This is a genomic window from Tersicoccus phoenicis (assembly GCF_001968835.1).
In the GTDB taxonomy this organism is placed as follows: Bacteria; Actinomycetota; Actinomycetes; order Actinomycetales; family Micrococcaceae; genus Tersicoccus; species Tersicoccus phoenicis.
On record NZ_MRDE01000035.1, the window covers coordinates 1 to 22,670 of the forward strand.

Annotated in this window: 24 protein-coding genes and 3 pseudogenes; 14 read left to right on the forward strand and 13 right to left on the reverse strand. The window is 66.7% G+C overall.

The window, feature by feature from the left end:
• Positions 1-385: 385 nt before the first annotated feature.
• The 6 genes and pseudogenes from BKD30_RS06380 to BKD30_RS06400 all read right to left on the reverse strand — a co-directional run bounded on the left by BKD30_RS06380 (position 386) and on the right by BKD30_RS06400 (position 6,851).
• Complete coding sequence (locus BKD30_RS06380; protein WP_076703287.1) at positions 386-1,192, reverse strand: carbon-nitrogen hydrolase family protein; 807 nt, start codon at positions 1,190-1,192, stop codon at positions 386-388.
• A gap of 31 nt (positions 1,193-1,223) precedes the next feature.
• Positions 1,224-2,267, reverse strand: a complete 1,044-nt coding sequence (locus BKD30_RS06385) for an alcohol dehydrogenase catalytic domain-containing protein (RefSeq protein ID WP_218189263.1) — start codon at positions 2,265-2,267, stop codon at positions 1,224-1,226.
• 102 nt (positions 2,268-2,369) lie between these two features.
• Entirely contained in the window at positions 2,370-3,830 is a 1,461-nt protein-coding gene (locus BKD30_RS06390) for a purine-cytosine permease family protein (RefSeq protein WP_076703290.1), read from the reverse strand.
• Between the two features lie 175 nt (positions 3,831-4,005).
• Positions 4,006-4,461 carry a metallophosphoesterase family protein gene (locus BKD30_RS16660; RefSeq protein WP_235861534.1) on the reverse strand — a complete coding sequence of 152 codons (456 nt, stop codon included), beginning with the start codon at positions 4,459-4,461 and terminating at the stop codon, positions 4,006-4,008.
• 550 nt (positions 4,462-5,011) lie between these two features.
• A pseudogene (locus tag BKD30_RS17035) lies at positions 5,012-5,302 on the reverse strand (fibronectin type III domain-containing protein); the annotation flags it as partial.
• Positions 5,303-5,474: 172 nt separating this feature from the next.
• Complete coding sequence (locus BKD30_RS06400) at positions 5,475-6,851, reverse strand: NYN domain-containing protein (RefSeq protein ID WP_076703294.1); 1,377 nt, start codon at positions 6,849-6,851, stop codon at positions 5,475-5,477.
• 152 nt (positions 6,852-7,003) lie between these two features.
• On the opposite strand from BKD30_RS06400, the gene BKD30_RS06405 reads away from it, so the two are divergent.
• The 5 genes from BKD30_RS06405 (at position 7,004) to BKD30_RS06425 (ending at position 10,810) form a co-directional block, all read left to right on the forward strand.
• On the forward strand, positions 7,004-7,540 hold the full coding sequence (locus tag BKD30_RS06405) for an antitoxin Xre/MbcA/ParS toxin-binding domain-containing protein (protein ID WP_076703296.1): 537 nt from the start codon (positions 7,004-7,006) through the stop codon (positions 7,538-7,540).
• Between the two features lie 83 nt (positions 7,541-7,623).
• Positions 7,624-8,184: an RES family NAD+ phosphorylase gene (locus tag BKD30_RS06410; protein ID WP_159440549.1), complete on the forward strand. Its 561-nt coding sequence runs from the start codon at positions 7,624-7,626 to the stop codon at positions 8,182-8,184.
• Between the two features lie 75 nt (positions 8,185-8,259).
• Complete coding sequence (locus BKD30_RS06415) at positions 8,260-9,276, forward strand: aldo/keto reductase (RefSeq protein ID WP_076703300.1); 1,017 nt, start codon at positions 8,260-8,262, stop codon at positions 9,274-9,276.
• On the forward strand, positions 9,273-10,130 hold the full coding sequence (locus BKD30_RS06420) for a CoA transferase (protein ID WP_083956076.1): 858 nt from the start codon (positions 9,273-9,275) through the stop codon (positions 10,128-10,130). Before BKD30_RS06415 ends, BKD30_RS06420 begins: the two co-directional genes overlap by 4 nt.
• On the forward strand, positions 10,127-10,810 hold the full coding sequence (locus tag BKD30_RS06425) for an SDR family NAD(P)-dependent oxidoreductase (protein ID WP_076703301.1): 684 nt from the start codon (positions 10,127-10,129) through the stop codon (positions 10,808-10,810). Before BKD30_RS06420 ends, BKD30_RS06425 begins: the two co-directional genes overlap by 4 nt.
• A 39-nt stretch (positions 10,811-10,849) precedes the next feature.
• Here the strand turns inward: BKD30_RS06425 and BKD30_RS06430 are convergent, their stop codons facing one another.
• From BKD30_RS06430 to BKD30_RS06440, 3 genes and pseudogenes are all read right to left on the reverse strand, one after another.
• On the reverse strand, positions 10,850-11,185 hold the full coding sequence (locus tag BKD30_RS06430) for a HepT-like ribonuclease domain-containing protein (protein ID WP_076703303.1): 336 nt from the start codon (positions 11,183-11,185) through the stop codon (positions 10,850-10,852).
• Positions 11,182-11,502 (reverse strand): nucleotidyltransferase family protein, encoded by a 321-nt coding sequence (locus BKD30_RS06435; protein WP_076703305.1) that lies wholly within the window; start codon positions 11,500-11,502, stop codon positions 11,182-11,184. Before BKD30_RS06435 ends, BKD30_RS06430 begins: the two co-directional genes overlap by 4 nt.
• A gap of 96 nt (positions 11,503-11,598) precedes the next feature.
• A pseudogene (locus BKD30_RS06440) lies at positions 11,599-11,703 on the reverse strand (VOC family protein); the annotation flags it as partial.
• 106 nt (positions 11,704-11,809) lie between these two features.
• Here BKD30_RS06440 and BKD30_RS06445 point away from each other — a divergent pair.
• The 4 genes from BKD30_RS06445 to BKD30_RS06460 all read left to right on the forward strand — a co-directional run bounded on the left by BKD30_RS06445 (position 11,810) and on the right by BKD30_RS06460 (position 14,389).
• Positions 11,810-12,070: a hypothetical protein gene (locus BKD30_RS06445; protein ID WP_076703307.1), complete on the forward strand. Its 261-nt coding sequence runs from the start codon at positions 11,810-11,812 to the stop codon at positions 12,068-12,070.
• Positions 12,067-12,396 (forward strand): ribbon-helix-helix protein, CopG family, encoded by a 330-nt coding sequence (locus BKD30_RS16100; protein ID WP_076703309.1) that lies wholly within the window; start codon positions 12,067-12,069, stop codon positions 12,394-12,396. The genes BKD30_RS06445 and BKD30_RS16100 overlap by 4 nt, the downstream gene beginning before the upstream one ends.
• A 320-nt stretch (positions 12,397-12,716) precedes the next feature.
• On the forward strand, positions 12,717-12,992 hold the full coding sequence (locus BKD30_RS06455; RefSeq protein ID WP_235861535.1) for a helix-turn-helix domain-containing protein: 276 nt from the start codon (positions 12,717-12,719) through the stop codon (positions 12,990-12,992).
• Positions 12,989-14,389 (forward strand): type II toxin-antitoxin system HipA family toxin, encoded by a 1,401-nt coding sequence (locus BKD30_RS06460; RefSeq protein ID WP_076703313.1) that lies wholly within the window; start codon positions 12,989-12,991, stop codon positions 14,387-14,389. Before BKD30_RS06455 ends, BKD30_RS06460 begins: the two co-directional genes overlap by 4 nt.
• 237 nt (positions 14,390-14,626) lie before the next feature.
• Here BKD30_RS06460 and BKD30_RS06465 read toward each other — a convergent pair.
• A pseudogene (locus BKD30_RS06465) lies at positions 14,627-15,060 on the reverse strand (VOC family protein).
• 401 nt (positions 15,061-15,461) lie between these two features.
• Entirely contained in the window at positions 15,462-16,514 is a 1,053-nt protein-coding gene (locus BKD30_RS06470) for a LacI family DNA-binding transcriptional regulator (protein ID WP_076703315.1), read from the reverse strand.
• 201 nt (positions 16,515-16,715) lie between these two features.
• Between BKD30_RS06470 and BKD30_RS06475 the strand changes: the two genes are divergently transcribed.
• From BKD30_RS06475 to BKD30_RS06495, 5 genes are all read left to right on the forward strand, one after another.
• Positions 16,716-17,174, forward strand: a complete 459-nt coding sequence (locus tag BKD30_RS06475; RefSeq protein WP_076703317.1) for a PTS sugar transporter subunit IIA — start codon at positions 16,716-16,718, stop codon at positions 17,172-17,174.
• A gap of 1 nt (position 17,175) precedes the next feature.
• Positions 17,176-17,484 carry a PTS fructose transporter subunit IIB gene (locus BKD30_RS06480; protein ID WP_076703319.1) on the forward strand — a complete coding sequence of 103 codons (309 nt, stop codon included), beginning with the start codon at positions 17,176-17,178 and terminating at the stop codon, positions 17,482-17,484.
• Positions 17,485-17,490: 6 nt separating this feature from the next.
• Positions 17,491-18,663: a PTS fructose transporter subunit IIC gene (locus tag BKD30_RS06485; RefSeq protein WP_159440550.1), complete on the forward strand. Its 1,173-nt coding sequence runs from the start codon at positions 17,491-17,493 to the stop codon at positions 18,661-18,663.
• Between the two features lie 31 nt (positions 18,664-18,694).
• The gene (locus tag BKD30_RS06490; protein WP_076703321.1) at positions 18,695-21,286 is read left to right on the forward strand and encodes a glycoside hydrolase family 38 N-terminal domain-containing protein; all 2,592 of its coding nucleotides are present in this window, start codon (positions 18,695-18,697) and stop codon (positions 21,284-21,286) included.
• A 90-nt stretch (positions 21,287-21,376) separates the two neighbouring features.
• Complete coding sequence (locus BKD30_RS06495) at positions 21,377-21,565, forward strand: hypothetical protein (protein ID WP_076703322.1); 189 nt, start codon at positions 21,377-21,379, stop codon at positions 21,563-21,565.
• 6 nt (positions 21,566-21,571) lie between these two features.
• On the opposite strand, the gene BKD30_RS06500 is transcribed toward BKD30_RS06495, so the two are convergent.
• Together BKD30_RS06500 and BKD30_RS06505 are read right to left on the reverse strand one after the other, a co-directional pair.
• Entirely contained in the window at positions 21,572-21,976 is a 405-nt protein-coding gene (locus tag BKD30_RS06500) for a PIN-like domain-containing protein (RefSeq protein ID WP_076703324.1), read from the reverse strand.
• Positions 21,977-21,978: 2 nt separating this feature from the next.
• A complete protein-coding gene (locus tag BKD30_RS06505) occupies positions 21,979-22,653 on the reverse strand; it encodes a DUF433 domain-containing protein (RefSeq protein ID WP_076703326.1) in 675 nt (224 codons plus the stop codon).
• Positions 22,654-22,670: the final 17 nt, after the last annotated feature.

Consider the following 22,670-nt stretch of genomic DNA (forward strand, 5'->3'; position numbering starts at 1 on the left):
ATCCGAGCCCTTAAGCCACTGCGGTCAGCGACCATCACGGTCAACGGCACCACCACGACCATCCCGGCCCAGGCCGGCCCCGACGAACAAGCCATCCTCGACGCAATCCACGCCCCGACAGCGAGGCACTAACGATTTGACCCAACTCAGGGCGACCCCGGCGTCAACTTCGCCGCCGTCCTCTCCGTCGCCCGCGGCCTTGGCGTCCTGGACGCGATCGTCACCGCCACCGACCCCTATGAGACCGACCTCGGCCGGGCCCGCGCCGATCAGATCCTGCCCCAGCGGGTCCGGCGATGAGCGACATCCACGCCTGACACACCGTCGGGGACCGTGAGCGGCACGTCGGCGCTGCAAGTGGTTGGCCGGGCGGCCGCCCGGTAAATCAGGAGCCGGAAAGGCCGTTCCAGCGTACGTAAAGTTCCGGACGCCGGTCCCGCAGATAAGGCACGCGCTCGCGTGCGGAGGAAATGGCGGCTGGCTCCACCGATGCGTACAGCATCGTGGGGCCTTCTCCTGCGTGCGCCAGTAGACTTCCGTCGGCTGCAGCGACCACGCTCTCGCCCCCCATCAGTAGACCGCCTTCAGTGCCGCAGTGGTTGGCGTAGGCCACAACCACTTGACTTTCGAGCGCGCGGGCCGGGATCAGGACGTGCGACACCGCAGCGAATCCTGTCCCGAGCGCAGTCGGGACCAGCACCAGTTCGGCGCCTTGTTCCGAGGCGGCCCGGACGGATTCCGGGAACTCCACGTCGTAGCAGATGAGTAGAGAAATTCGCAGCCCACCGTGGGTCACGGCTGTTGGGCCGTGCGACCCGGCCGAGAAGGTCCGCTGCTCCTCCTCCCCAAACAGATGCACCTTGTCGTAGGCGAGCAACTTATCGCCGGCTGCGTCCAGCAACGTTGCTGAGATGTGCCACCGCTCCTCGACGGTGATTCGAGGAGCACTGTAGACGAGTGAAATGTCATGGCGTCGCGCAATCGACGCCGCTCCGTTGTCAATCTCCTCGAGGTCTGCGGCCGTGACGTTCGCACGCACCAGGTCGGGACTGTAGCCGCATGTGAACAGTTCAGGAGTCAGGAGCAGATCGGCCCCATTTTCCTTGGCTCGGCGCGCCGCTTCCTCGAGGGTGTCGAGATTCGCGTCGATGTCGAGAATCTTTGCCACGGACTGAAGCAGTGCGATCTGCATGCGGAGTCCTTTCTGGGAGAGGTGAACTGCTTCAGCGGACGGGAACCAAGATCGAACGCAGGCCCGTACCGGCGGCGAGCTCGTCCAGCGCTCGAGGCGCATCCGTTAACGGGCGGGTCCCGTCAATGAGTTGCTCCAGGGGCAGATACCCGGCCTGGTAAAGACGAGCCAGGCGCGGGATATCGACCCGGGCCACACTGGAACCGTAGTTGCAACCGAGAATGCTCTTTCCCTGGTCGGCCAGGTCATAGGGATCGATGGAGGAACGGGCGCCGACGCGGGTCATACCTACGAGTACCGCCGCACCGCCAGGCGCGAGTAGTCCGGTGAGAGTCTCGATGATCTTCTCGTTGCCGATGGCCTCGAACGCGAAGTCCGTCCCGCGGAGATGCTCGGTTGTCCAGGTGGCCAGATCGGTCTCACGGGGATCGAGGGTAGTGGTGGCACCGAACTCCATGGCTTTGGCTCGCTTGTCGGCCGACAGGTCCACGGCCACGATCGGGTGCGCTCCGGCCAGTTTGAGCCCCATCACGACGGACAGACCGACGCCACCGCAGCCGATGACGACGGCCGAGGCCCCGGCGGGAACGCGTGCTGTATTGACGACGGCTCCTATACCGGTGGTCACCGAGCACCCGAGCAGGGCGCCGATGGTGAAGGGTAGGTCGTCGTCGACCCTGATCGCTGCCGTCTCCGGCACAATCACCTGCGAGGTGAAGGTGCCCAGACCCAGATAAGGCCACAGCGCCTCCCCTGCCGCGTCGGTGAACGGAGTAGTTCCGTCAGGCAGGGTGTTGTCCAGCGCGGTGGTACCCGTGCACAGCCAAGCTCGTCCGGCAACGCAGTTGTCGCACCGCATGCATGGGGCGAACCAGGACAGCACAACGTGGTCGCCCACGCTGACGGTGGTGACCCCTGGACCTGTCTCCGCCACGACCCCGGACGCTTCGTGGCCTAGCACCAGGGGCTTGTCGGCAGGCCAGTCGCCGTTGACGATGTGCAGGTCGGAATGGCACACCCCGGTGGCACGAATGCTGACGAGTACGTGCCCGCGCCCCGGCTGGGCGACCTGCACGGATTCCTGGGAGATGCCCCGGCCCGGGCGGTAGGTGACGGCGTGGTCGGTGGTCATCGTGACTTCCTTTCGCAGTGATTCCGGCATCAGTCGAGACGATGCCTAGTCGGTGGGGGTCACGCCGAGGTGCGCGTCGCTACGGCGTCGCTCGGCGTCCTCCGCAGCATGATCCAGTGAGCGGCTCAGCAGCAAATAAACCGCCGAGGTCACAGCCAGGCCCACCAGCCAGGCGATGTCGACCTCGCCCAGCGCTGAGGCAACAGGACCCACATAGCTCCACCCCCCGATAGTGGGCAGGACCATGAAGGGAACCTCGGCGGCCAGACCCACCCCGAACGCGGTCAGACCGCGCCATCCCCAGACTCCGTAGATCCCGCTGGGTGCGAAGAGGTCTTCGATGGCGTAGTGACCTTTGCGGACAAGGAAGAAGTCGGCCAGGTTCGTGGCTGTCCAGGGCACCAAGATGTAGAGCATCAAGGTCAGAGCCGAGAAGACGGTGTCAACCGAGCCGGAGCTGATGGATGCGGCGATCGCATACCATGCGACGGCCAGCACGAGAATCGTCACCACTCGAGCGGTGGTCCGCGGTCTGATCGGCCGGATGGAATCGATCGTGGTGAGCACCGTGAGCATTCCGCCGTACGCGTTCATGCCCATGGTGGCCACGAGCGCCAGTGCGGAGAGCAGTGCCGCGGCGTCCCCCAAGGGCGCGGCGATCGTGTTGCCGGCTAGCTGCAGTCCTGCTAGCCCGTCAGTAGCGCCCAGGGCGATGCTCAACCATGCCCCCAGGATGATCAACCAGATCGCCGAGGATGAGGCTCCGAAGAACACGGCCGAGATCACCGATCGGGCCGGGGTCGTTGTGGGCAGGTACCGGGAGTAGTCGGATACATAGGGGGCGTAGGTGATGTTGTAAGCGGCACAGGCGGCGAACTGGGCCATGAATGCCTGCCAGGAGAAGCCATACTGTGAGGCGTCCCACGACCCGCCGGCCGCGCCCAGGATGACGCCCACCGTCAGCACAGCCATGATCGGTAGGGAGACATAGAGGAGCAGCCGGAATGCCTTGTGCAGCCAGTCGTGGCCGAAGATCGCCAAGCCGACGCCAGCGAGAGTCGCCAGCACGGCTATCGCCACCGGAGCCCAGCCGAATGCGCTGTTGAGGCCCTCGCTGAGCAAAACGGTGTCGGCGACATTGAACGCCATATAGGTGAACAACGTGGCCAGTAGCGGCACGATCACGCCGCGATATCCGAACTGCGCACGGGACTGGATCAGTTGCGGTAGTCCCATGGTGGGGCCCTGTGAGGCATGGAAGGCCATGAAGACGGTGCCCACCCCGATACCGAGCACACTGGCCAACACGGTCCAGCCCAAGCCCAGGCCCAGGGAGGGCCCAATGAAACCGATGGGGATCGAGAAGTACTGGAAATTGCCCAAGAACCACAACGGAGCTTGGTGCCACACCTTCCCGTGGCGTTCCCGCTCAGGAATCCAGTCGATCGAGCGGGCCTCGATCAGGGAGGCGGCGGTCCTGCCCGTCGATGGGGTGCTGGGAGTCATGATTTTCCTTCGGACGTACGCTCCTGCCCGACTGTAGGGCCGCCTCTGGTCACTGGGGAACACGGCGGGTCGGTTCCACGACAGCAGAAGAAACTGGTGTTGCCTGCTATGCAACTCGTCGTCAGATTCTATGGGCAATGTCACACCAGACCAAACGACCCGCTGACCCGGACCGCTACCCCTTCGGCGGCAGGTCGAGGTTGACGGTGTAGAGCACGTCCCCCTGCTTGCACGCGTCCTTCGTCGGGTTGAACCCGTAGACCGGACCGCAGATGTACTCCAGCTTCATGGTGTTGCCGCTGACCGTGCCGAGCAGGTGCGACGGGTGGGAGGTGTGGAAGAGGGAGCCGACCTTCGCGTATGCCGACTGCTTGGTGGGGAAGCGCACCTCCTCGACGCCGCCGCCGCCGTTGACCAGGTAGGTCACTCCGTTCTTCGGTGTCATCGCCTCCGCACCGTGCAGGTGGTGCCCGATGTACAGCCGCAGCTTGTCGTACTTGGTGTGCAGGCCGTCCACCGCGCTGGTCAGCTCGGCCCGCGACGGGGCCTCGGCGACGATGCTGCTCACCGCCGGACGGTGGGCGATGATCACGATCATCCGGATGTTCGGGTCCTTCTGGGCGGCTTGCATGATCGGGTCGCTCTTGGACTTCGCGTCCGCCGTCGCACCCCCAGATGCCGACCTCAGGCCACAGGATGAACCGGATCCCGCCGGCGTCGAACCAGCCCCAGTCGTTGCCCTGGCAGGAGTTCGTGGTGGCCGGGGCGACCGCCGGGCAGCCCGGACGGTCCAGCCGGGTGGGGGTGTCGTTCGCGAGCGTCTGCGCGTTGGGCATGGTGATGCGGCTCTTGTAATTGCTCAGCCGATCCCGCGGCGTGCCGGGCGGCGCAGGCGGACTCGTCACCCCGCCGTACTCGTGATTGCCCCATGCGAACATCATCGCCGCGATGGTCGAGACCGGCTTGACGTCGTTGAAGAACTGATGAACGGCCCCGACCCCGCACTTGTTGGCGTAGCTGGTGTCCCCGCCGAACGTGACGAAGTCGGGCTTCTCGGCAGCGATCTGCTTCCAATGGTCCCCGATCCACGGGGTGGCACACTTCGCGCCGGCCGCCGGGTCCTTGAAGGTGGTTCCGGCGTCGGCGATGTCCACCCAGCGGAAGTCTCCGGTCGGCGCCGTCTTGAAGGTGTGGTCGGCGCCGTTGCCGATCCGGTAGTGATAGACGGTGCCCGGCGTCAGTCCGTCCAGGGTGACCTGCCAGAAGGGCCCGGTGGTGTCTACCGGGGTGATCGCCGGTGGACGAGCGGTCGCCGTCTTGCCGTAGGAGCTGTCGGTGCCGTAGGCGACGGTCGAATCGGGTCCACGCCAGTGCAGCACCATCGAGGTCGGGGTGTCACCGAAGTTGGTCAGGATCTCGTCGTTCGCGTCGACGGCCGGCGGTCTGGCCAGACCGACGATGACGGTCGCCATCACGAGGACGACGACGGCGACCCCCACGGTGATCAGTACGGCGAACCGGCGCCGCACGAAGGCCCCCACGCTCACGGTGTACCTCCCTCTCGGCCGGGTACCGGGTCAACGTATGCCCGGGGCAGGGAGGGATCAACGCGTAGTTTGCTGAGATCAGGCTGAGGACGGCGACCTACCGGGAGGTGGAGGCAAGCGTGAGCGTGGCTGGCTCGGCGGTGGCGTCCTCGTAGTGCAGCCAGGTGGCGATCTCCCGGGTCTCGGCGTCGCTGGGTCGAAAGCCGGCGACGGTCGACTTCTGCAACGTGTTGGTCAGCAGGGCGGCGGCGATCTGCTGCGCCGTCGGTGCGGGCTTTCCGTCAAGTGGGGCACCCACGGACCGGCAGGCCCGGACGACGTAGGAGAAGACGCCCCGGCCGACGCTGACACCCCGGTCGGCGGCGTCGTCCCTCGACCAACGACTCGACTCGGTCAGGTTGAAGTCACCGCGAGCCGCGTAGGCCGCCAGCGATGCGTAGACCGCCGGCCAGCTCGTGGAGTCGATCAGCGGCAGGTTGGTCACCTGGGAGAACTGCAGGATCAGCCCCGGAATGTCGTTGCGGTGAACGTTGGTGGTCGGGGCGGGTTCTTCGTGCCGCGTCGAGTCCCACAGGAAGTAGGTCGAGAAGCACGCGCCGGGCAGTTGCAGCGCCTGCAGGGCACGCACGAACGAACCCGTGCCGAACCAGCCCTCCCCCGACAGGTTCCGGCCGATCGTCTCCAGCAGATCGCTCGACAGCTGAGCCAGATTGATCGGTTCCGTCGCCGTCTCGTACTGGCGGCGGACCTCCCGCTCGAACAACTCGCGAGCGTTGCCAGCGTCCTCGGCGGTCACGGGCACGGCAGCCGTCCTCACGACAGCCGGGGCCTCGCCGGTGCCGACACCGTCACCGACGCCGACGCCGGTGCCGTCGGTCGCCGCGGCGCCGTCGTCGTCGGCCGCCGCCTCATCGTCGTCGGCCCAAGCCGAGACGGAAGCCAGCTCGATCACGTCCTGCTCGTCGAGGAAGCGGTCGGCGAGTGCCTCGTAGGCGACCACGGTCGATTGGGTGGCGATCATGGTGGTCCGGCGGTCGTCGGCGCGGACCGCCTGCAGCAGTGGGGTGAAATCGGAGTCCGCGGAGGCAATGACGAACTCGTCGTACCGGGTCGGCGCCCGGAGCGCCGTGAGGATGTCGACGGCGATGCGGATGTCGGCGCCGTTCTTCTGCTGGTGCGTCAGTGACGGGCAGTCGACGACTTCGACTCCCGCCTGCGTGAACGAGGAGCGGAAGCGGGAGAAGTAGAGCCGCTTCGGGCCGCCGAAGGGATCGGGCACCGACCCACCGGGGTTCATGTAGCAGCGGAGCACCAGCCACCGGCGGCCCAGGCCGTCGTCGTGCGCGGAGACCAGGCGATTGATCCAGGTCGACGGCCGCTCGATCACCGCCAGCGCGGCCACCGGATCAGCGGCGATCAGGCCGCCGAAGAAGTTGTCGAAGTCGATGTAGAGCGCCGAACGCATCGATCCCATGACTGCACCCCCGTGTGATTCATGCCCGGTCTCCGTGGAGCCGGGTGCTCTTCCTGCTCGCATGGTAGCCGCTGTGTCGTCAGGCATGCCTGTCAGTTCTGACGCTTGACTGATAGCATCAGTAGTGTCAGTCATGGTGAGAGGGGCTCGAGATGACCGTTCCTGCCGCGCCCGATGGCGGTGCCACCACCGAGGCGATGCTCGCCGCGACGCGTCGGACCGTCGACGCAATTGAAGCGCTCGGCGCCGCCGCTCGCGCCTTGCGGGTCCCGGCGTCGCCCGAGCTCGCCCGGGCCGTGCAACACACCGAGAACCGCTGGCGTCGACTCGACGAGGAGTTCGGCCTTCTCACCGCTGCGGAAGCGGGCATCCGGATGGGGTCGAGGAACGACCGGGCGGCACGTACCCGGGTCTCCAGTGCGCGCGACTCGCTGCTCGGCGTCCGACGCGGCGGACGGAATTTCTACCCCGGCTTCCAGTTCGACGACGACGGACGCCCACGGCCCGCCGTCGTTCGCTTGCTGGGGACGGCCCGGTCGATCGACGTCACCGACGAGACACTCGCGCTGTGGTTGGTGGCGCCGGCGGAGGCCCTCCACGGGCGCCGGCCGGTGGACTTGCTCGATGACGCGGACGACGTCGACCGGGTCGAGCAGGCGTTGATCAGCCGTTTCGGCGTGCGCTGGTGACGGAACAGCCCCGAGTTCCCCCGCCTCCGGACCCTTTTGAGCCGCGCATCGACGTGCTGTCCGCCGGCTCTCGGCTGTTCCGGGTGTTCACGGCGCGAGCCGGTCGCACGGCGGCGAGTTTCAACCCCGGGTGGGGCGCTCCCACCCGCTTCGCCTTCTTCGGTGAGCCGCCGGTGCCGGTGCTGTACGCCGGCGAGACCGAGGAGGCCGCCGTGGCCGAGACGATTTTGCACGACCTTCCCGCGGGCGGCGGGGACCTGTACCCCGAGGACTACCGGGACACGGCGGCCGCCGCCCTGGTCACCCGGCGTGCCCTCCGGCTCGCCGCCCTTCATGGGCTGGGGCTGCGCCGTCTGGCGGTGACCGCGGCGCAACTGACCGACACGTCGTCCGCCGAGTATCCGCGCACCGTCGCCTGGTCCGGTGCCGCTCACGCCGTGCGCGACGACGACGGCGGGTTGGACGGGGTGTGCTGGATGTCCCGTCAGTGCAACAACGCGAAGGCGTACGTGCTCTTCGGTGACCGCGTCGGTCCGGACGACCTGGAGATCGCCACCGACTACGCCCGCATCTTCGGCGTGGGCGCGGACCTGGACTGGTTGATCGACCTCGCCGCCGGTCTGGGCATCAACGTCATGGTGTAGTCGGCGCGGAGGTCATGGCGCAGATTCCGTGGCAGCAGGGAGACTGGAACGGCACGGCAACCGAAGGAGACCCGCATGGAGTACCGCTCGCTCGGCCGCACCGGGGTGCAGGTCAGTCCGCTCTGTCTCGGGGCCATGATGTTCGGCCCGTGGGGCAACGACGACCGCGCCGACGCCACCCGGATCATCCACCGCGCGCTCGACGCCGGGATCAACGTGGTCGACACCGCCGACGTGTACTCGGCCGGCGTGTCCGAGGAGATCGTCGGTGAGGCGCTGCAGGGACGGCGCGACGACGTCGTGCTCGCCACCAAGTTCGCCCTGCCGATGGACGACGACGTCAACCACCGCGGCAGTTCGCGCCGCTGGATCATGCGTGAGGTGGAGAACTCGCTGCGGCGGCTGGGCACCGACTACCTGGACCTGTACCAGGTGCACCGGCCGAGCGCCGACATCGACGTCGAGGAGACCCTCGGGGCGCTCACGGATCTGGTGCGGCAGGGGAAGGTCCGCTATCTCGGCTCCTCGTCCTACTCCGGGTCGCAGATCGTCGAGGCGCAGTGGGCGGCCCGGGACCGGCACCTCGAGCGGTTCGTCACCGAGCAGCCGCCGTACTCGATCCTGGTGCGCGGCATCGAGGAGGACGTGCTGCCCACCACCGCGCGCTACGGCATGGGCACGTTGACCTACAGTCCGCTCTCCGGCGGGTGGCTGTCCGGCCGCTACCGCAAGGAGGCGCCCAGCGCCCCGGCGTCCGGCCGGCGTCCGAGCGCCCGGTTCGACCTGTCCACCCCCGCGAACCAACGCAAGCTCGACGTCGTCGAGGACCTCGCCCAACTCGCCGAGAGCGCCGGGATGAGCCTGATCGAGCTGGCCATCGCGTTCGTGCTCAACCACCCGGGCGTGACGGCGGCCATCGTCGGCCCGCGCACGATGGAGCAGCTCGAGTCGTACCTGCCCGCCGCCGACATCACGCTGCCCGCGGACGCGCTGGACCGGATCGACGCGATCGTCGCCCCCGGCGTCACGCTCAACCCCGACGACAACAGCTACGGCGACGCCGAGCTGCAGCCGGCCGCGCGCCGGCGGTGAGTCCCGTCCTGCCGCTGTCCGGGGTCACCGTCGTCTCGCTCGCGATCAACCTGCCCGGGCCACTCGCCGTCGCGCGGCTGGTGTCGCTCGGGGCGGCGGTGACCACCGTCGAGCCGCTCGCCGGGGATCCGCTGAGGGCGGCCGCGCCGGACTGGTACGACGAACTGCACCGCGATGTCGCTGTCGTGACGCTGGACCTGAAGGTTGCCTCCGACCGCGCTCGCTTCGAGGAGCTGGTGTCCCGCGCCGACGTGCTGCTGACGGCGATGCGCCCGGCCGCGGCCGCGCGGTTGGGGCTGCCGTCGCTCGCCGAGCGGCACCGTCTCGCGTTCGTGGAGATCGTGGGGCACGACGACGACCGTCCCGGGCACGACCTGACGTTCCAGGCGGAGGCCGGGCTGCTCACTTCGGGTAGCCCTCCGCTGGTTCCGGTCGCCGATCTGCTCGGCGCCGAACGAGCCGTCACCGCGGTGTTCGCCGCCCTGCGGCTGCGGGACGCTGGTCTTCCGTCACACCAGCGCGTCGTTCTCGCCGAGGCGGCGCACGACGCCGCGGCCGCCGTCCGGCACGGCCTCACCGGACCGGGGATGCCACTGGGCGGCGGGCTGGACGAGTATGGCATCTACGCGACGGTCGACGGGCACGTCGCCGTCGCCGCCATCGAGCCGCACTTCGCCGATCGGCTCGCGTCGCTGGTCGGGGGCACGCGCGACGAGCTGACGGCGCGGCTCGCGCGGGACACGACGGCGGCGTGGGAGCGGTTCGGCCGCGAGCACGACCTGCCGATCGTCGCCGTCTGCTCCGTCTCAGATTTGACCGAACACGAACATCAACTCAAAGGAGAACAAGGATGAGCACCATCGCCATCGTCGGAGCCGGCAAGGGACTCGGCGCCGCCGTCGCCCGCAGGTTCGGCTCGGAGGGGTTCGACGTCGCGCTGATCGCGCGCAACGAGGAGCGGGTCGACGCGCTCGCCGCCGAGCTGGGCTCGGACGGCATCACCGCCCGCGGGTACACGGCCAACGTGCGGGACCCGCAGTCGCTGATCGCCGCGCTGGACGCGGCCACCCAGGAACTGGGCCTGATCGAGGTGCTGCAGTACAGCCCGCTGCCGCAGAAGGAGTTCCTGCGCCCGGTGCTGGAGACCACGGTCGAGGACCTCAAGGGCGCAGTCGAGTTCTCGATCTACGGGCCGGTCGCCGCCGCGCACCAGGTGCTGCAGGGCATGCGCACGCTGGGCACGGGGTCGATTCTGTTCGTCAACGGCGGGTCCGGCGCGAAGCCGAGCGCCGGCGTCGCGGGTACGTCGATCGCGTTCGCCGGTGAGACGGCGTTCGCGGCCATGCTGCACGAGACGCTGAAGGACGAGAACATCGGCGTCGGGCAGATCATCATCCCGGGCGCCATGGGTGAAGAAGGGTCGACCAAGAGCCCGGCCGACGTCGCCGAGAAGCTCTGGCACCTGCATACCCATCACGACGAGTTCCGCGTCTTTGCGGAGGAGCTGCCGGGGGCGTGGGGGCCGGCGGCGTAGGGGTTCCTTCGACGCAGCGAGCCTTGGCACCGGTCGGTGTCAGGGCTCGCTGCTTGGTCTTTCGGTCAACGCCTCATCCAGTCGTGCCAGATCGTTGTCGACGATGTCTCGGATCGCTTCCGGGTCGACGCGGAAGTACTCATGGATGACGACGTTGCGCAGTCCAGCGATGGACGCCCAAGGGGTCTCCGGGTGAGCATCCTTCACTTCCCGAGGCAGTGCCCTGACCGCCTCACCGATCACGGCGAGATTCCGCAGGACAGCGTCGTAGGCCATCGCTCCGAGCTCACTCGAATCTAGGTGATTCCGGTAGTCGAAACATCGGTGTATTGCTGCCCGGATATCCGCGAAACGGTCTTGATCCGACCGACTCATACGGCCACTGCGTCGGCGAGCACCGTTGCGGACACCTCATCACGAAGCAGCAGTTCAGTGACCACATCGACTCGCGTGCCCAGCAAGTCAGTGAGTTCTTCGGACAGCCCAGCCACCCGCAGGAGCTCGTTCCCCGCCCCAGGGATGAGATCGACCAGCACATCGATGTCACTACCGTCTCGGGCATCTCCACGAGCGACGGAGCCAAAGAGCCGCGGATTGGTCGCTCCGTATCGCGCGAGGACGTCCCCGATCGACCGCTCATGACGACGTACGGCGGCTCGCAGCCGCAACGCTGCAGGCGTCGAGTTGCCCATGTGAATAGCCTATAGACATCGTCAACGACCGAGAACCTGGGAGGCCGACTCGCTGCCGATGATCGATCCGGTCGAGACGAATTGGCCGGTCGCCCGTCAGCCCTTCATGAGCTCCTCGGCGAGCATCACGATGATGCCGCTGGGTCCGCGCACGTAGGTGAGCTTGTAGATGTCCTCGTAGGTGGCGACGCCGCCGAGGCTGAGCTGGCCCGGATCAACCGGGAGTTGGAGGCCGCCGCCAACCAGACCCCCGAGCTCGCCGCGGCCTGATCCGGCGCATTCGTGACTTCTGTCGTACAATAATGCGGTGGGAGTCGAGTGGGCGGAGAGTGCCGACAGACACTCGATCGCCCACCAAGATGCCATCTACGCGATCACCCATGCCGAGGGGTCGGAAGAGCAGGACGACGGTGTCACCGCGTTCGTCGGTCATCCGCACGGAAAGACGGATCGATATCTTGAGGTCCTCGTGCGATTCACCGGCACCAGGGGAATCAGGGTCTTCCACGTCATGGACCTGAGCGACAACTACCGGCATCTGCTGAACGAGGGAACCGAGGACGAATGACACGCGAGGATGACGAGTTGGCAGACCGCGCCGAGCGGGGGACACTCCGGTCCAAGCCGGGCACGGCCCGCCGCGGCCGAACGGCGGCTGAGCACGGTCGACGGCTGCTTATGGAAGCCACCGGCGCAGGCACAGTCGAGGAAGCCACGCGGCGAGCGATCGGTCGGCCCTCGCTGACTCCTGGCGTGGAGGGGTCGGCGCCGGTCCTGCAGGCTCGCGTGACCGAAGAACTCTTCGAGGAAGTCGAGAAAGTGGCTTCGGACAGGCACGTGCCGAAATCGGTGATCGTGCGTGAAGCGCTGGAGCAGTACCTGGTCTCACACTGACCGACGAGATTGAAAGGGGCTCACCTGCGGTGAGCCCCTTTCTTCGTGTCGAGGATGTGCGGGAAGTCCGCACACATGGGGGGGGATGACCGAGAAGATCAGCCGCCGCACCGCCCAGCAGTGCCTGGCTCGCCGCCTCCGCTCTGGGCCCGGACCTGAACATGACCGCCTATAGCCTCCCCCGGCTGGCCGGCGCCCACGGCCGCCGGCGGCACGGCCTGAGCGACTCCGGATCGAAGCTGCTAGATAAAGTATCAGAAAGCGCGTATTATTAGGTCTAATGCATCGTGTAAGTACTTTTAGGAGCTAGAATGTCGAGTATGGACCTTCTGGGTGAGCACATGCGCCAGTGGCGGATCATGCTCGGACTGAGCCAGGAGTTGGCCGCCGAACGTGCCGATATCTCCGTCGGTACCTTGCGCCGCATCGAGCGAGGAGACCCCGGCGTGAAGCTCGGCAGCTTCCTCGCCCTCGCCCGCGTCCTCAACCTCGACAAGCGGCTCGAGGAGGCCACCGACCCGCTGAACACCGACCTCGGCCGGATGCGCGCGCACACCCTCGGCCGGCGGCGGGCCAAGAGGAGGAGCACCCCGTGAGCCCGCTCGAGGTATGGCTGGACGAGCGGGTCGTCGGCACCTGCGTCATCGAGACACGGCCTGGGTTCCAGTACGCGTCCTTGACCTTCACCTACGACCCGGCGTGGCTGTCCGACACGCAGGCATTCCCTTTCTCCCCGGACCTGCCGCTGGTCCGAGGGCCGCTGACCCCCGCCCCGCACAGGAGCACCTTCCTCGCCTTCGACGACGCCGCCCCTGACCGGTGGGGACGGAGGCTGCTGGAGGCGGACATGCGCCGGGCGGCCAAGCAACGCGCCGAGCGCTTCGGGTCGCCATCCGAGATCGACCTCCTTCTCGCCGTCAGCGACGACACCCGACAGGGTGCCCTGCGGTTCCGCCGCGACGGGCAGTTCCTCGCCCCCAGGCATACCCGCGCCGGCGTCGGCGACCTGGCCCGCCTGGCGGCCGCCGCGGACCGGTTCGCGGACACCGGGGAAGTCGACGAGGGCGTCCAGGAACTGATCGGCGTGGGGTCATCACCCGGTGGCGCCCAGCCGAAGGCGTGGATCCAAGACCACGAGGGCGCCATGCACCTGGCCAAGTTCCCTCGCACGTCGGACATCGGAGACATCTCTGCTTGGGAGATGACCGTCGTCCGGCTGCAGGAGCGGGCAGGCATCCAGGTCCAGCCCTCAACCACGATCCGACTCGGCCCTGACCGGTCGATCTTCCTCACCCGACGGTTCGATCGAGACGGCGCCAGGCGGATCCCCTTCATGAGCTTCCGCACCGCGTTCCAGACCAGCGAGTACGAGCACCCGGACTACGCGACTCTCGCCGCACGAGTCGCGTCCATCTCGGGCAGGCCGGACGCGGATGCCGCGGAGCTGTTCTCGCGCGCGGCCATGGTCGCCATGGTCAACAACATCGACGACCACATGCGCAACCACGGGCTACTGCACCGGGGAAGCAGAGGATGGCAGCTGGCCCCGTCCTTCGACGTCAACCCGTCTCGCCGTGGCGCCTCCGATACGCCGCTCACCCCGGAGGACGATCCGGCCGACCGCGACATCCGGCTGCTGCTGGAACGCTGCGACGCCTTCAGGCTCACCCGGGAGCACGCTGTCGAGCGTCTCCGCGCCGTCGACGCTGCCGTCTCCCACTGGCGCGAGGACGCGGTCGCCAGCGGGGTCGAGCCCGAGGCGCTCGACTTCATGGCACCCGCCTTCGACGGACCGAACCGGGCGATTGCGGCCGGCCTGACGACGCGGCGCCCCACTACTCTCCCGCCCGCCCGGACGGCTCAGAAGACGACGACCCCGAACCCACCACCCGCCGTCGTCGCCGCGCCCAGTTCGGGGGACGTGTGGGTGCGGCCTCACGCTCGCCGGGGCAGGCTGGTGGAAGGCCACTTCCGCCGCCGTCGCAACCGCTGACCTCGACGCGGGCGCCGCGACCGTGCCGCGAGACGACCTGATCCTCGAGCAGAAAGCGGCACGCCTCGGGCGCACGTTCGCTGCCGTCGAGCGCCTGGGAGAGCGCTGCCGCCCACGCCGTCGAGGCGCTGCGCGAGACGTACGTCGAGTACACCGGCATCGAAGCCGCCGACACGCGGCCCGAGGTCCTCGCGGCTACCGGCCCGGCTGCATGTGAATCGACTGGCCGGTCGCCCGTCAGCCCTTCTTGAGCGCTTCGGCGAGCATCACGATGATGCTGGGACCGCGCACGTAGGTGAGCTTGTCGATGTCCTCATAGGTGGCGACGCCGCGCAGCGGATGGCAGCCGTGCGTCGCGGCGATCGCCAGGGCCTCGTCGAGGTCGTCGACGGAGAAGGCGAACGGTGCATGCCGATCCCGTTGGGGCGCGTGGGTTCCGTCTCGATCGCGTCGGGGTGCAGGTACTCGAAGAGTTCGAGCCGGGCGTGACCGTCCGGCGTCTGCAGCATCGCGATCTTCGCGTGGTTGCCGTCGAGCCCGACGGCGGTGTCGGTCCACTCGCCGCTGACCGTGTCACGACCGATGACGGTGAGCCCGAGGTCCGTGAAGAAGGCGATCGTCGCGTCGAGGCCGCGCACGGCGATGCCGACGTTCTCCAGTGTGATGTCCATGCGGTGCATGGTAGCCGCGGTGTCAGTCACCACTCGGGGCAAGTCGGCCAGAAGCGCGCGAGCCCTGGCGCGCGGCGTCAGGCTTCGCCCTCGGCCATCCGGCGAATCTCGGCCGACACGGGCCGTCCGGCCCTTTCACGCGCTTTGATATAGACGCGAGCCGCCGCCTGACGGTTCGCCTCGCTCTTGGCCCTGAAGGGGTTGTCGCGTACGGGGCTGGTTCCCTGGCCCATCGGGCTAGTCGCGGTGGACGGGATGGAAGGGCGTAGCCGCGCGACGTCGCGGCCTCCGCCACCGGTCGCATGCGCCATCGTCAGTCATCCTCCATTCGGTGCTTCCAATCTGGCGGAGCAGCACGGGCATCGTCGAGGGGCGCGGGGTGGTGCATTGCTGCTTCGGGGTCACGCGCCGATACGCCGTGCCACCGGCCGATCGGGCTCGATCTCGCCGGAGCCGCGGGCGATCAACGTGGTGGGCAGGACTGTCTTCTCTCGGCGGGACGTCGTCGGCCGACCGTCGATGCGCGAAAAAATCGCTTCTGCGGCTCGACGGCCCATCTCCTCGACATCTTGGGTGATGACGGTGACCGGGGGATTGAGCAGGTCGGCGGTATCGAAGTCGTCGAACCCGATCAGAGCGACCTGACGGGACAGCTGCGCGCCTTGCAGCGCGCGAACGGCACCGATAGTGCAGACGTTATTGAGCGCGAACAGAGCCGTCGGAGGATGGGCCAAGCCGAGCAACTCTTCACACGCCTGTTGCGCTCCTTCTTGACCGTGAGCGTTCCAGCGCACCAGGTCCTCGGATGCCAAGCCCGCCTCCCTGCAGGCATCGCGGTAGCCGCGTGCTCTCTCGCTCATAGTCGAGGCAGAACTTCGCGTTCCAATAACACCGATGCGCTGATGACCACGGGCGATCAGATGCTGGGTGGCGGCGTAGCCACCCGCGACGTTGTCGGCGACCACGGTGTCCGCACTGATGCCTCGGGCGGGTCGGTCGACGAAGACCATCGGCATCCGAGCGGCGGCCTCGGCGCGTAGATAGGACTGATCCTCGCCCGAGGGGACGATGATCAGGCCGTCAACCCGACGAGACGACAACGCCAGAACCGCCGACTGCTCACGCTCAGCACTCTGCGTTGTCGCCGTCAGTACAAGCGCACCGTGGCGAGCCGCCACTTCGTCGATTCCGCGTATCAGGCTGTCGTAGAAGCGGGTAGAAGCTTGCCGGACGACGACGCCAATAGTCTCGGTCCGATCCTGGAGGCGCAAGCTCCGGGCCAGGTCGTTGCGGCGGAATCCGAGTTCGCGGGCCACGGTGAGTACGTGTTCAGCCTTCGCCTCGGAGACTCCGGGGTCTCCGTTCAAGACCCGGGAGACGCTCTTGATGCTCAGACCAACCCGATCGGCCACGTCCCGCATCGTCGGGCGGGTCGAAAGTCGCCGCTCGTCCACCCTGACTCCTCTCCGGGCGGCCGTCCCGCACCCGGCCCATTACACCATCATGCTTGGGGCCTTGACAGCATCGACCACATGCGGAAGTCTAACGTCAACGTTGACGTCAACGTTGACGTTACGGCGCTCATTCCGGCACCACGGAGCCTGCATCCGGTCCGAGCCGGGCGCAGATGCGTTCTACACAAGGAGGTCAGGCGCATGAAGCTCATTGACTTGTACAACCCCCGGATGGTGCGCGTGGGCCTGCCCGGCCAGACCAAGGCGGAGGTCTTCCGCTCGATGGCGACCCTGTTCGTAGAGACCGGGAAGGTCACCGACCTCGAGCGATTCGTCGAGGATCTGCAGACGCGAGAGAGATCCATCTCGACCGGGGTCGGTCGAGGCCTGGCCATCCCGCACGGAAAATCCGAGGCCGTGTCGACGGCGACCTATGCGATCGCCACTCTGCGCGATCCGTTCTTGTGGGACGAGGACGACGAGGAGACCACGAAGCTCGTCGTCATGCTGGGCGTCCCCGCGAATGAGCCAGCAACCACCCACTTGCGGCTGCTGTCGGAGTTCGCCACGGCTCTCATGGATGACGAATTCAGGGCCGAGCTGATCAATGCCGAAGACGAAGCTGATATCCGATCCGCACTGGCATCCAAAGGAGAATGACATGTTCATCGTCGCAGTGACTTCTTGCCCTACTGGCATCGCACACACCTACATGGCCCGAGAAAGCCTGATCAAAGCCGCCGCCCAGCGTGGGATCGAGATCAAGGTGGAGACCCAGGGTTCGACCGGACGAGAGAACGAGATCACGGCCCAAGATCTCGCTCGGGCGGACGCCGCGATCATCGCGGCCGATGTCAGCATCGCCGGCGCCGAGCGGTTCGACCCGGTTCCCACGCTCGAGTGCTCGCTGTCCGAGGCCATCAAGAAGTCGGTCAAGGTGCTCGACGAGGTCGTCGAGGCGGTGAAGTAGGCCGTGGTGAAGATCGAACGTCAGAAGAAGCAGTCCGTCTGGCAGGAGATATACAGGGCCATCCTGACCGGGGTCTCCTACATCATCCCGCTCGTCGTCGCAGGTGGTCTGCTGCAATCGCTCACCCTTCTCGTCTACGGCACCGGTAACGCCAGCGCCGCGGGCACACCGCAGGACCAGATCAGGCTGTTGGGCACGTCGTTGCTGGCCCTGCTCGTGCCGATCCTGTCCGCCTATATCGCGTACGGCATCGGCGACAAGGCCGCGCTCATCCCTGGCCTGGCCGGCGGGATCGCCGCCCAAGGGGTGCCCCTCACCCTTGCCGCCTCAGTCTCGGCAGGCAAAGCCACCACCGTGCAGGACCTGGTCACGGCCGCCAACGCCCACGTCTATCCGGTGGGGTCAGGTTTCATCGGAGGCGTCATCGCCGGTCTGGCCGCGGGCTACTTGGTCAAGTACCTGAAGAAGATTCCGTACCCGCCATCGTTCGCCGGCATCATGACGGTGTTGTTCTACCCCTTCGTCGGTTCCTTCGTCATCGGCGCCCTGATCCTGTTCGTGATCGGAGACCCCGCCGCCGCGGTGACGACGGCCTTGACCGATCTGCTCAAGGGACTGCAGGGTGGAAGCCTGATCGTGCTCGGCTTGGTGCTGGGCGCACTGGCCTGTACCGACATGGGAGGGCCGATCAACAAGGCGGCCTATCTCTTCGGCGTGTACGCCCTCGCCGAGGGCAACGGCGCGCCCTATGCCGCGTTCGCCGCCGCGAAGTGCATCCCGCCGATCGCGGTGGCGCTCGCCGCTGTGTTCGCACCGAAGGGCTACACCGACGAGGAGCGCAGCACGGCCAAGGGCATCTGGCTGCTCGGTGCATTCGGAATCACCGAGGGGGCGATCCCCTACGCGCTGCGTGACCCGTTGCGGATCATCATTCCCTCGATGATCGGCGGCGGCATTGCCGCGGCACTCTCCCTGGTGGGTGGGTCGTCCTTGCCTTCGGCCGGCGGCTCGATGATCACCATCCCGATCACCCAGAACCCCCTCAACTGGGTCCTCGCGCTGGCGACCGGGCTGGCGGTGACGACTGTTCTGATCGTGGTCGCCAAGCGCGTGAAGGTTCGCAAACACGGACCCGACGAGGCGACCCACAAGTCGGAGGTCGGCAGTGTCCTCAGCTGAGCCCACGTCACCTGCGGAGGAGAGACCCGCCATGCACAAACAGGTGTACGTCGTCCCCCACACCCACTGGGACCGGGAATGGTATTTCACCATCGAGGAATCCCGATCGCTGCTGATGCACGACCTGGCGGAGATCCTCACTCATCTGGAAGCTGATCCCGACTTCGGCTACTTCGTCCTGGATGGTCAGGCGATCGTCGTCGAAGACTACCTGAAGACCCGTCCCCAGGATGCGGAACGCATCCGCGCCCTGGCTCAGGCGGGCCGACTCAAGCTCGGCCCGTGGTTCACGCAGACTGATTCACAGGTGGTCTCCGCTGAGTCGATGGTCCGGAACCTGATGTACGGGATGCAGATCGCCGCTCGGTTCGGTGGTGTCATGCGGGAGGGCTACATACCGGACTCGTTCGGGCAAAGCGCCAGCCTTCCGCACCTGCTGAACGGTTTCGGCATTCACTCCGCTGTCTTCTGGCGGGGCAAGACCGAGCGTCAGGCCCGCGATGTGAACTTCGTGTGGACCGGCCCGGACGGCAGCGCGGTCAACGCCACCAACATCGCCCTGGGCTATCAGGTAGCGAAATATCTGGAATCCGACCCCGTCGCTCTCCAGCAGCGGGTGCAGAGGATGCTGGCACGCCTAGGAAGCAACTCGGCGTCGAACAACGTCCTCATACCGGCCGGCCATGACCAGATGCCGATCCAGAAGAACCTCCCGGCCGTGCTCGCCCAGTTGGAGGAGATGAATCCCGGCGACTCCTACCGCATCAGCACCATCGAGGACTACATCGCCGACACCTTCGCCGACGACGCCGACCTCGAGATGTACCAGGGAGAGTTCACTGAGGGCAAGTACATGCGGGTGCACCGGTCGATCTACTCGACTCGCATGGACATCAAGATGGCCAACGCAGCGGCCGAAACAGAGCTGACCCGAATGCTGGAGCCGCTGCTGTCGGTGGCCAGCCGGCTCGGGTTCGACTACTCGCCGTCGCTGGTCGCCGAGGCCTGGAAGACGATCCTGCAGTGCCACGCACACGACAGCATGGGCTGCTGCAACAGCGACCGGGTGAATGCGGACATCAAACACCGATTCGTCAAAGCCCGCGAGATCATCCACGCCCACGCGAATATGACACTGCGTCTGATGGCCAACAGTGTCGAGAAGCCCGATGACGAAGACCTGTTGTTCGTCTTCAATGCGGTCCCATCTGCCGGGACCCGTCTCGTGCAGCAGGAGCTGTTCGTCGGCGAGCGCGAATTCGCGTTGGTCGACGTCGACGGCAACGATGTCGTCTACTCGGTGCTGACGATCGAGGACTATGACGCGCAGAAGATCGACCGGCAGATCGCGCACCTGAACCAGCACATCCCCATGTTCCGGGTGGTGATCGCCTTCCGGGCCAGATTTGAGGGACTGGGCTACACCACCTACCGGGTCGTGCCGGGCCGCAGCGGTACGGTCGTGGCAACCCGAGCCCCGGCCGGTGCCGCGATCCAGAACGCCGAGATCACTGCCGAGGTCACCGAGAACGGCATCCGTCTGACGAGCCGTGATGAGCAGAAAGTCATCGCCACGTTGGAGGAATCGGGCGACGAGGGCGACAGCTACGACTACTCCCCTCCCCCGAACGACATGGTCTTCCGCGATTTCGCCTTCGAAGCCGGTCCCGTCACGATCATCGAAGGCGCGCAACGTCTCGCCTTCACCGCACGGAGAACGGTACCGGCAACCCTGGACGAGCGCGAGCGAGGCATCACCAGTCGCACGGCGGCGTTCGCGGGAACGGTAGAGCTCCGCGACGGCGAGGGATTCGCCCGCATCCACCTGGAGCACGACAACGACGCCGAGAACCACCGGGTGCGCCTGACGGTGATCACCGATCTCGCACCTGAATACTCCATCGCCGACAACCAGTTCGGCGTTATCAAGCGAGAACTTCAGCACCCCGAGGCGGCGAATTTCCGCGAGCTCGGCTGGCAGGAAAAGCCAGACCCCATCTACCCGATGCTGGGCTTCAGCGCGCTGACGCAGGATCACCGTGGCACTTTCGTGGCCACCCGGGGACTGCGCGAATACGAGATCACCGGCAGTAGCCATAACGAGGTCAACGTCACGCTCTACCGGGCGTACGGCGACATCGGTAAGGACGATCTGACTCGCCGCCCGGGGCGCGCCTCCGGCATCAAGGTGCCGTCACCGGACGGGCAGCTCAAACAGCATCTGGCATTCGATCTGGCTGTCGGGTTCATCGACGGTGAACAGAGCATCGTCGAGGCGAGCCACGCCACGAACCTGCTCAACACCGTGGACTGCACCTTCCAGGTGAAGAAGTACAACGACTTCCAGCTCAATCCGACCGGTCGAAGCATTCCCGGCAGCTACACGCTGCTGGATCTGGACCCCTCGATAGTGCTCAGCACGGTCAAGCTGATGGAGTCCGGCGCTGGCTACGCTGTACGCGTGGCCAACCCCACCTGGAGCCCGGTCGTGGTCGACACACCCGTCATCCATGGGCATACCGCCTACCTCAGCAGACTGGACGAGGAGATCGGCGATCGAGCGGACACCTCAGTGCCGGTACCGGCCTGCGGCTCGCTCACCTTGGTCTACTTGCCGGAGTGAGCACTGACTTACAACTTCGCCGCTCCGATGTCTTGCGACCGAGCGACCGTTCGAGTTGTCGACGGCGCGGTGATATCAGGGCGCGCCGACGTGATCTATGACAACCAGGACGGCCAGAAGATCGGACGCCTGGCCGACTTCGACGCGATCAGGTCAGAGGCGCACATCGTCGCCACGATCGACAGCCTGCGGCGCCGAGACTTCGAACCGATGCCCGGCCGCCGCAAGTGCCGCGAGTGCGACGTCCGGCGCATGTGCTCCGCTGCTCCGGCGCGCTGAATCCCGTCAGGGAAAGTAGAGCTTCTTTCGCCGTAACCCTCCGCGGCTGAGCGAGATCACGAACGGCGGGTTTGCTCGCGCCAAGTTGTGCAGTGCTTCTGCGAATTCAAGACACATGTCCCCCATGGTCGCCGCGGTGATGTCGCCTCGCGCGAACGTCACGACACGCGCTCCGGCCGCGTGAATGGCCTGAGCCTCGAGAGGTCGCGTCGCCACCCGGTGGTCCTTGGTCACAAGAATGAAGCCCGCGAGGGTGCCCTCGCTGATCCACTCTTCGTCGCGCATCGTCTGAGCGCGAGCATCACCGTACGCTTCGGCCAGGGTTCTGACGTCCCAGTTCGCCTCGCGCAGCCGCGAAACCAGCGCACGCCCGCCGACAGATCTGTCGAGCAGGAAGCGCGCCGGAGTCAAGATCAGGCCGCCTGCACCAGCAGCGACCGGATCTCGTCGTCTTCCAGGCCGAAATCATCAGCCACTTCGATCATCGGCTCACCGGCGCGCATGCGACTGACGACGTCTTCGACCCGCACGCCCAGCCGTGCGACGGTTGGCTGCCCCGAATTGCGGGACGGGTCGACGATCACGTCGACCCGCTCGTACGTCGGCAGCCTCAACGAGTCGACGAATCCGTCGCGGTAGCTGATCGTCTGAAGGTACTGGTCGACGACATCGCGGAATACCCCCTGCTTGTTGCGGACGACCAGCAGCTCGGCGGCATCGTTCTCGAGCAGGATCTCGGCGCCGTCGGTCTTGAGCCGCTCACTGAGCAGGGCATGCTCAAGGCCGAGTTCGTTGCGCAGCACCTCGATCGCGGGCCGGATGCGCGCCAAAGGCAGCCCAGCGCGCCGGAACGACTCGACGATGTATCCCTCGGCGAGCGCGTTGAACGGGACGGTGAAACCGCGGCCGCGACGGACGCCGGTGAGGATTGGCGGGCTCCAGCCACGTTCACCTCTGCGCCGCTGCTGGAAGTCATGCCCGTGCGCCCATCGCCCAAACGACGTGGCCGGCGCATGGATGATCTGCGCGGCTTCACTCAGCGCATAGATCGGCGTGGTGTACGCCGGCTCGGAGACACGCGTTTGCATGCAAACATGGTAGCGCG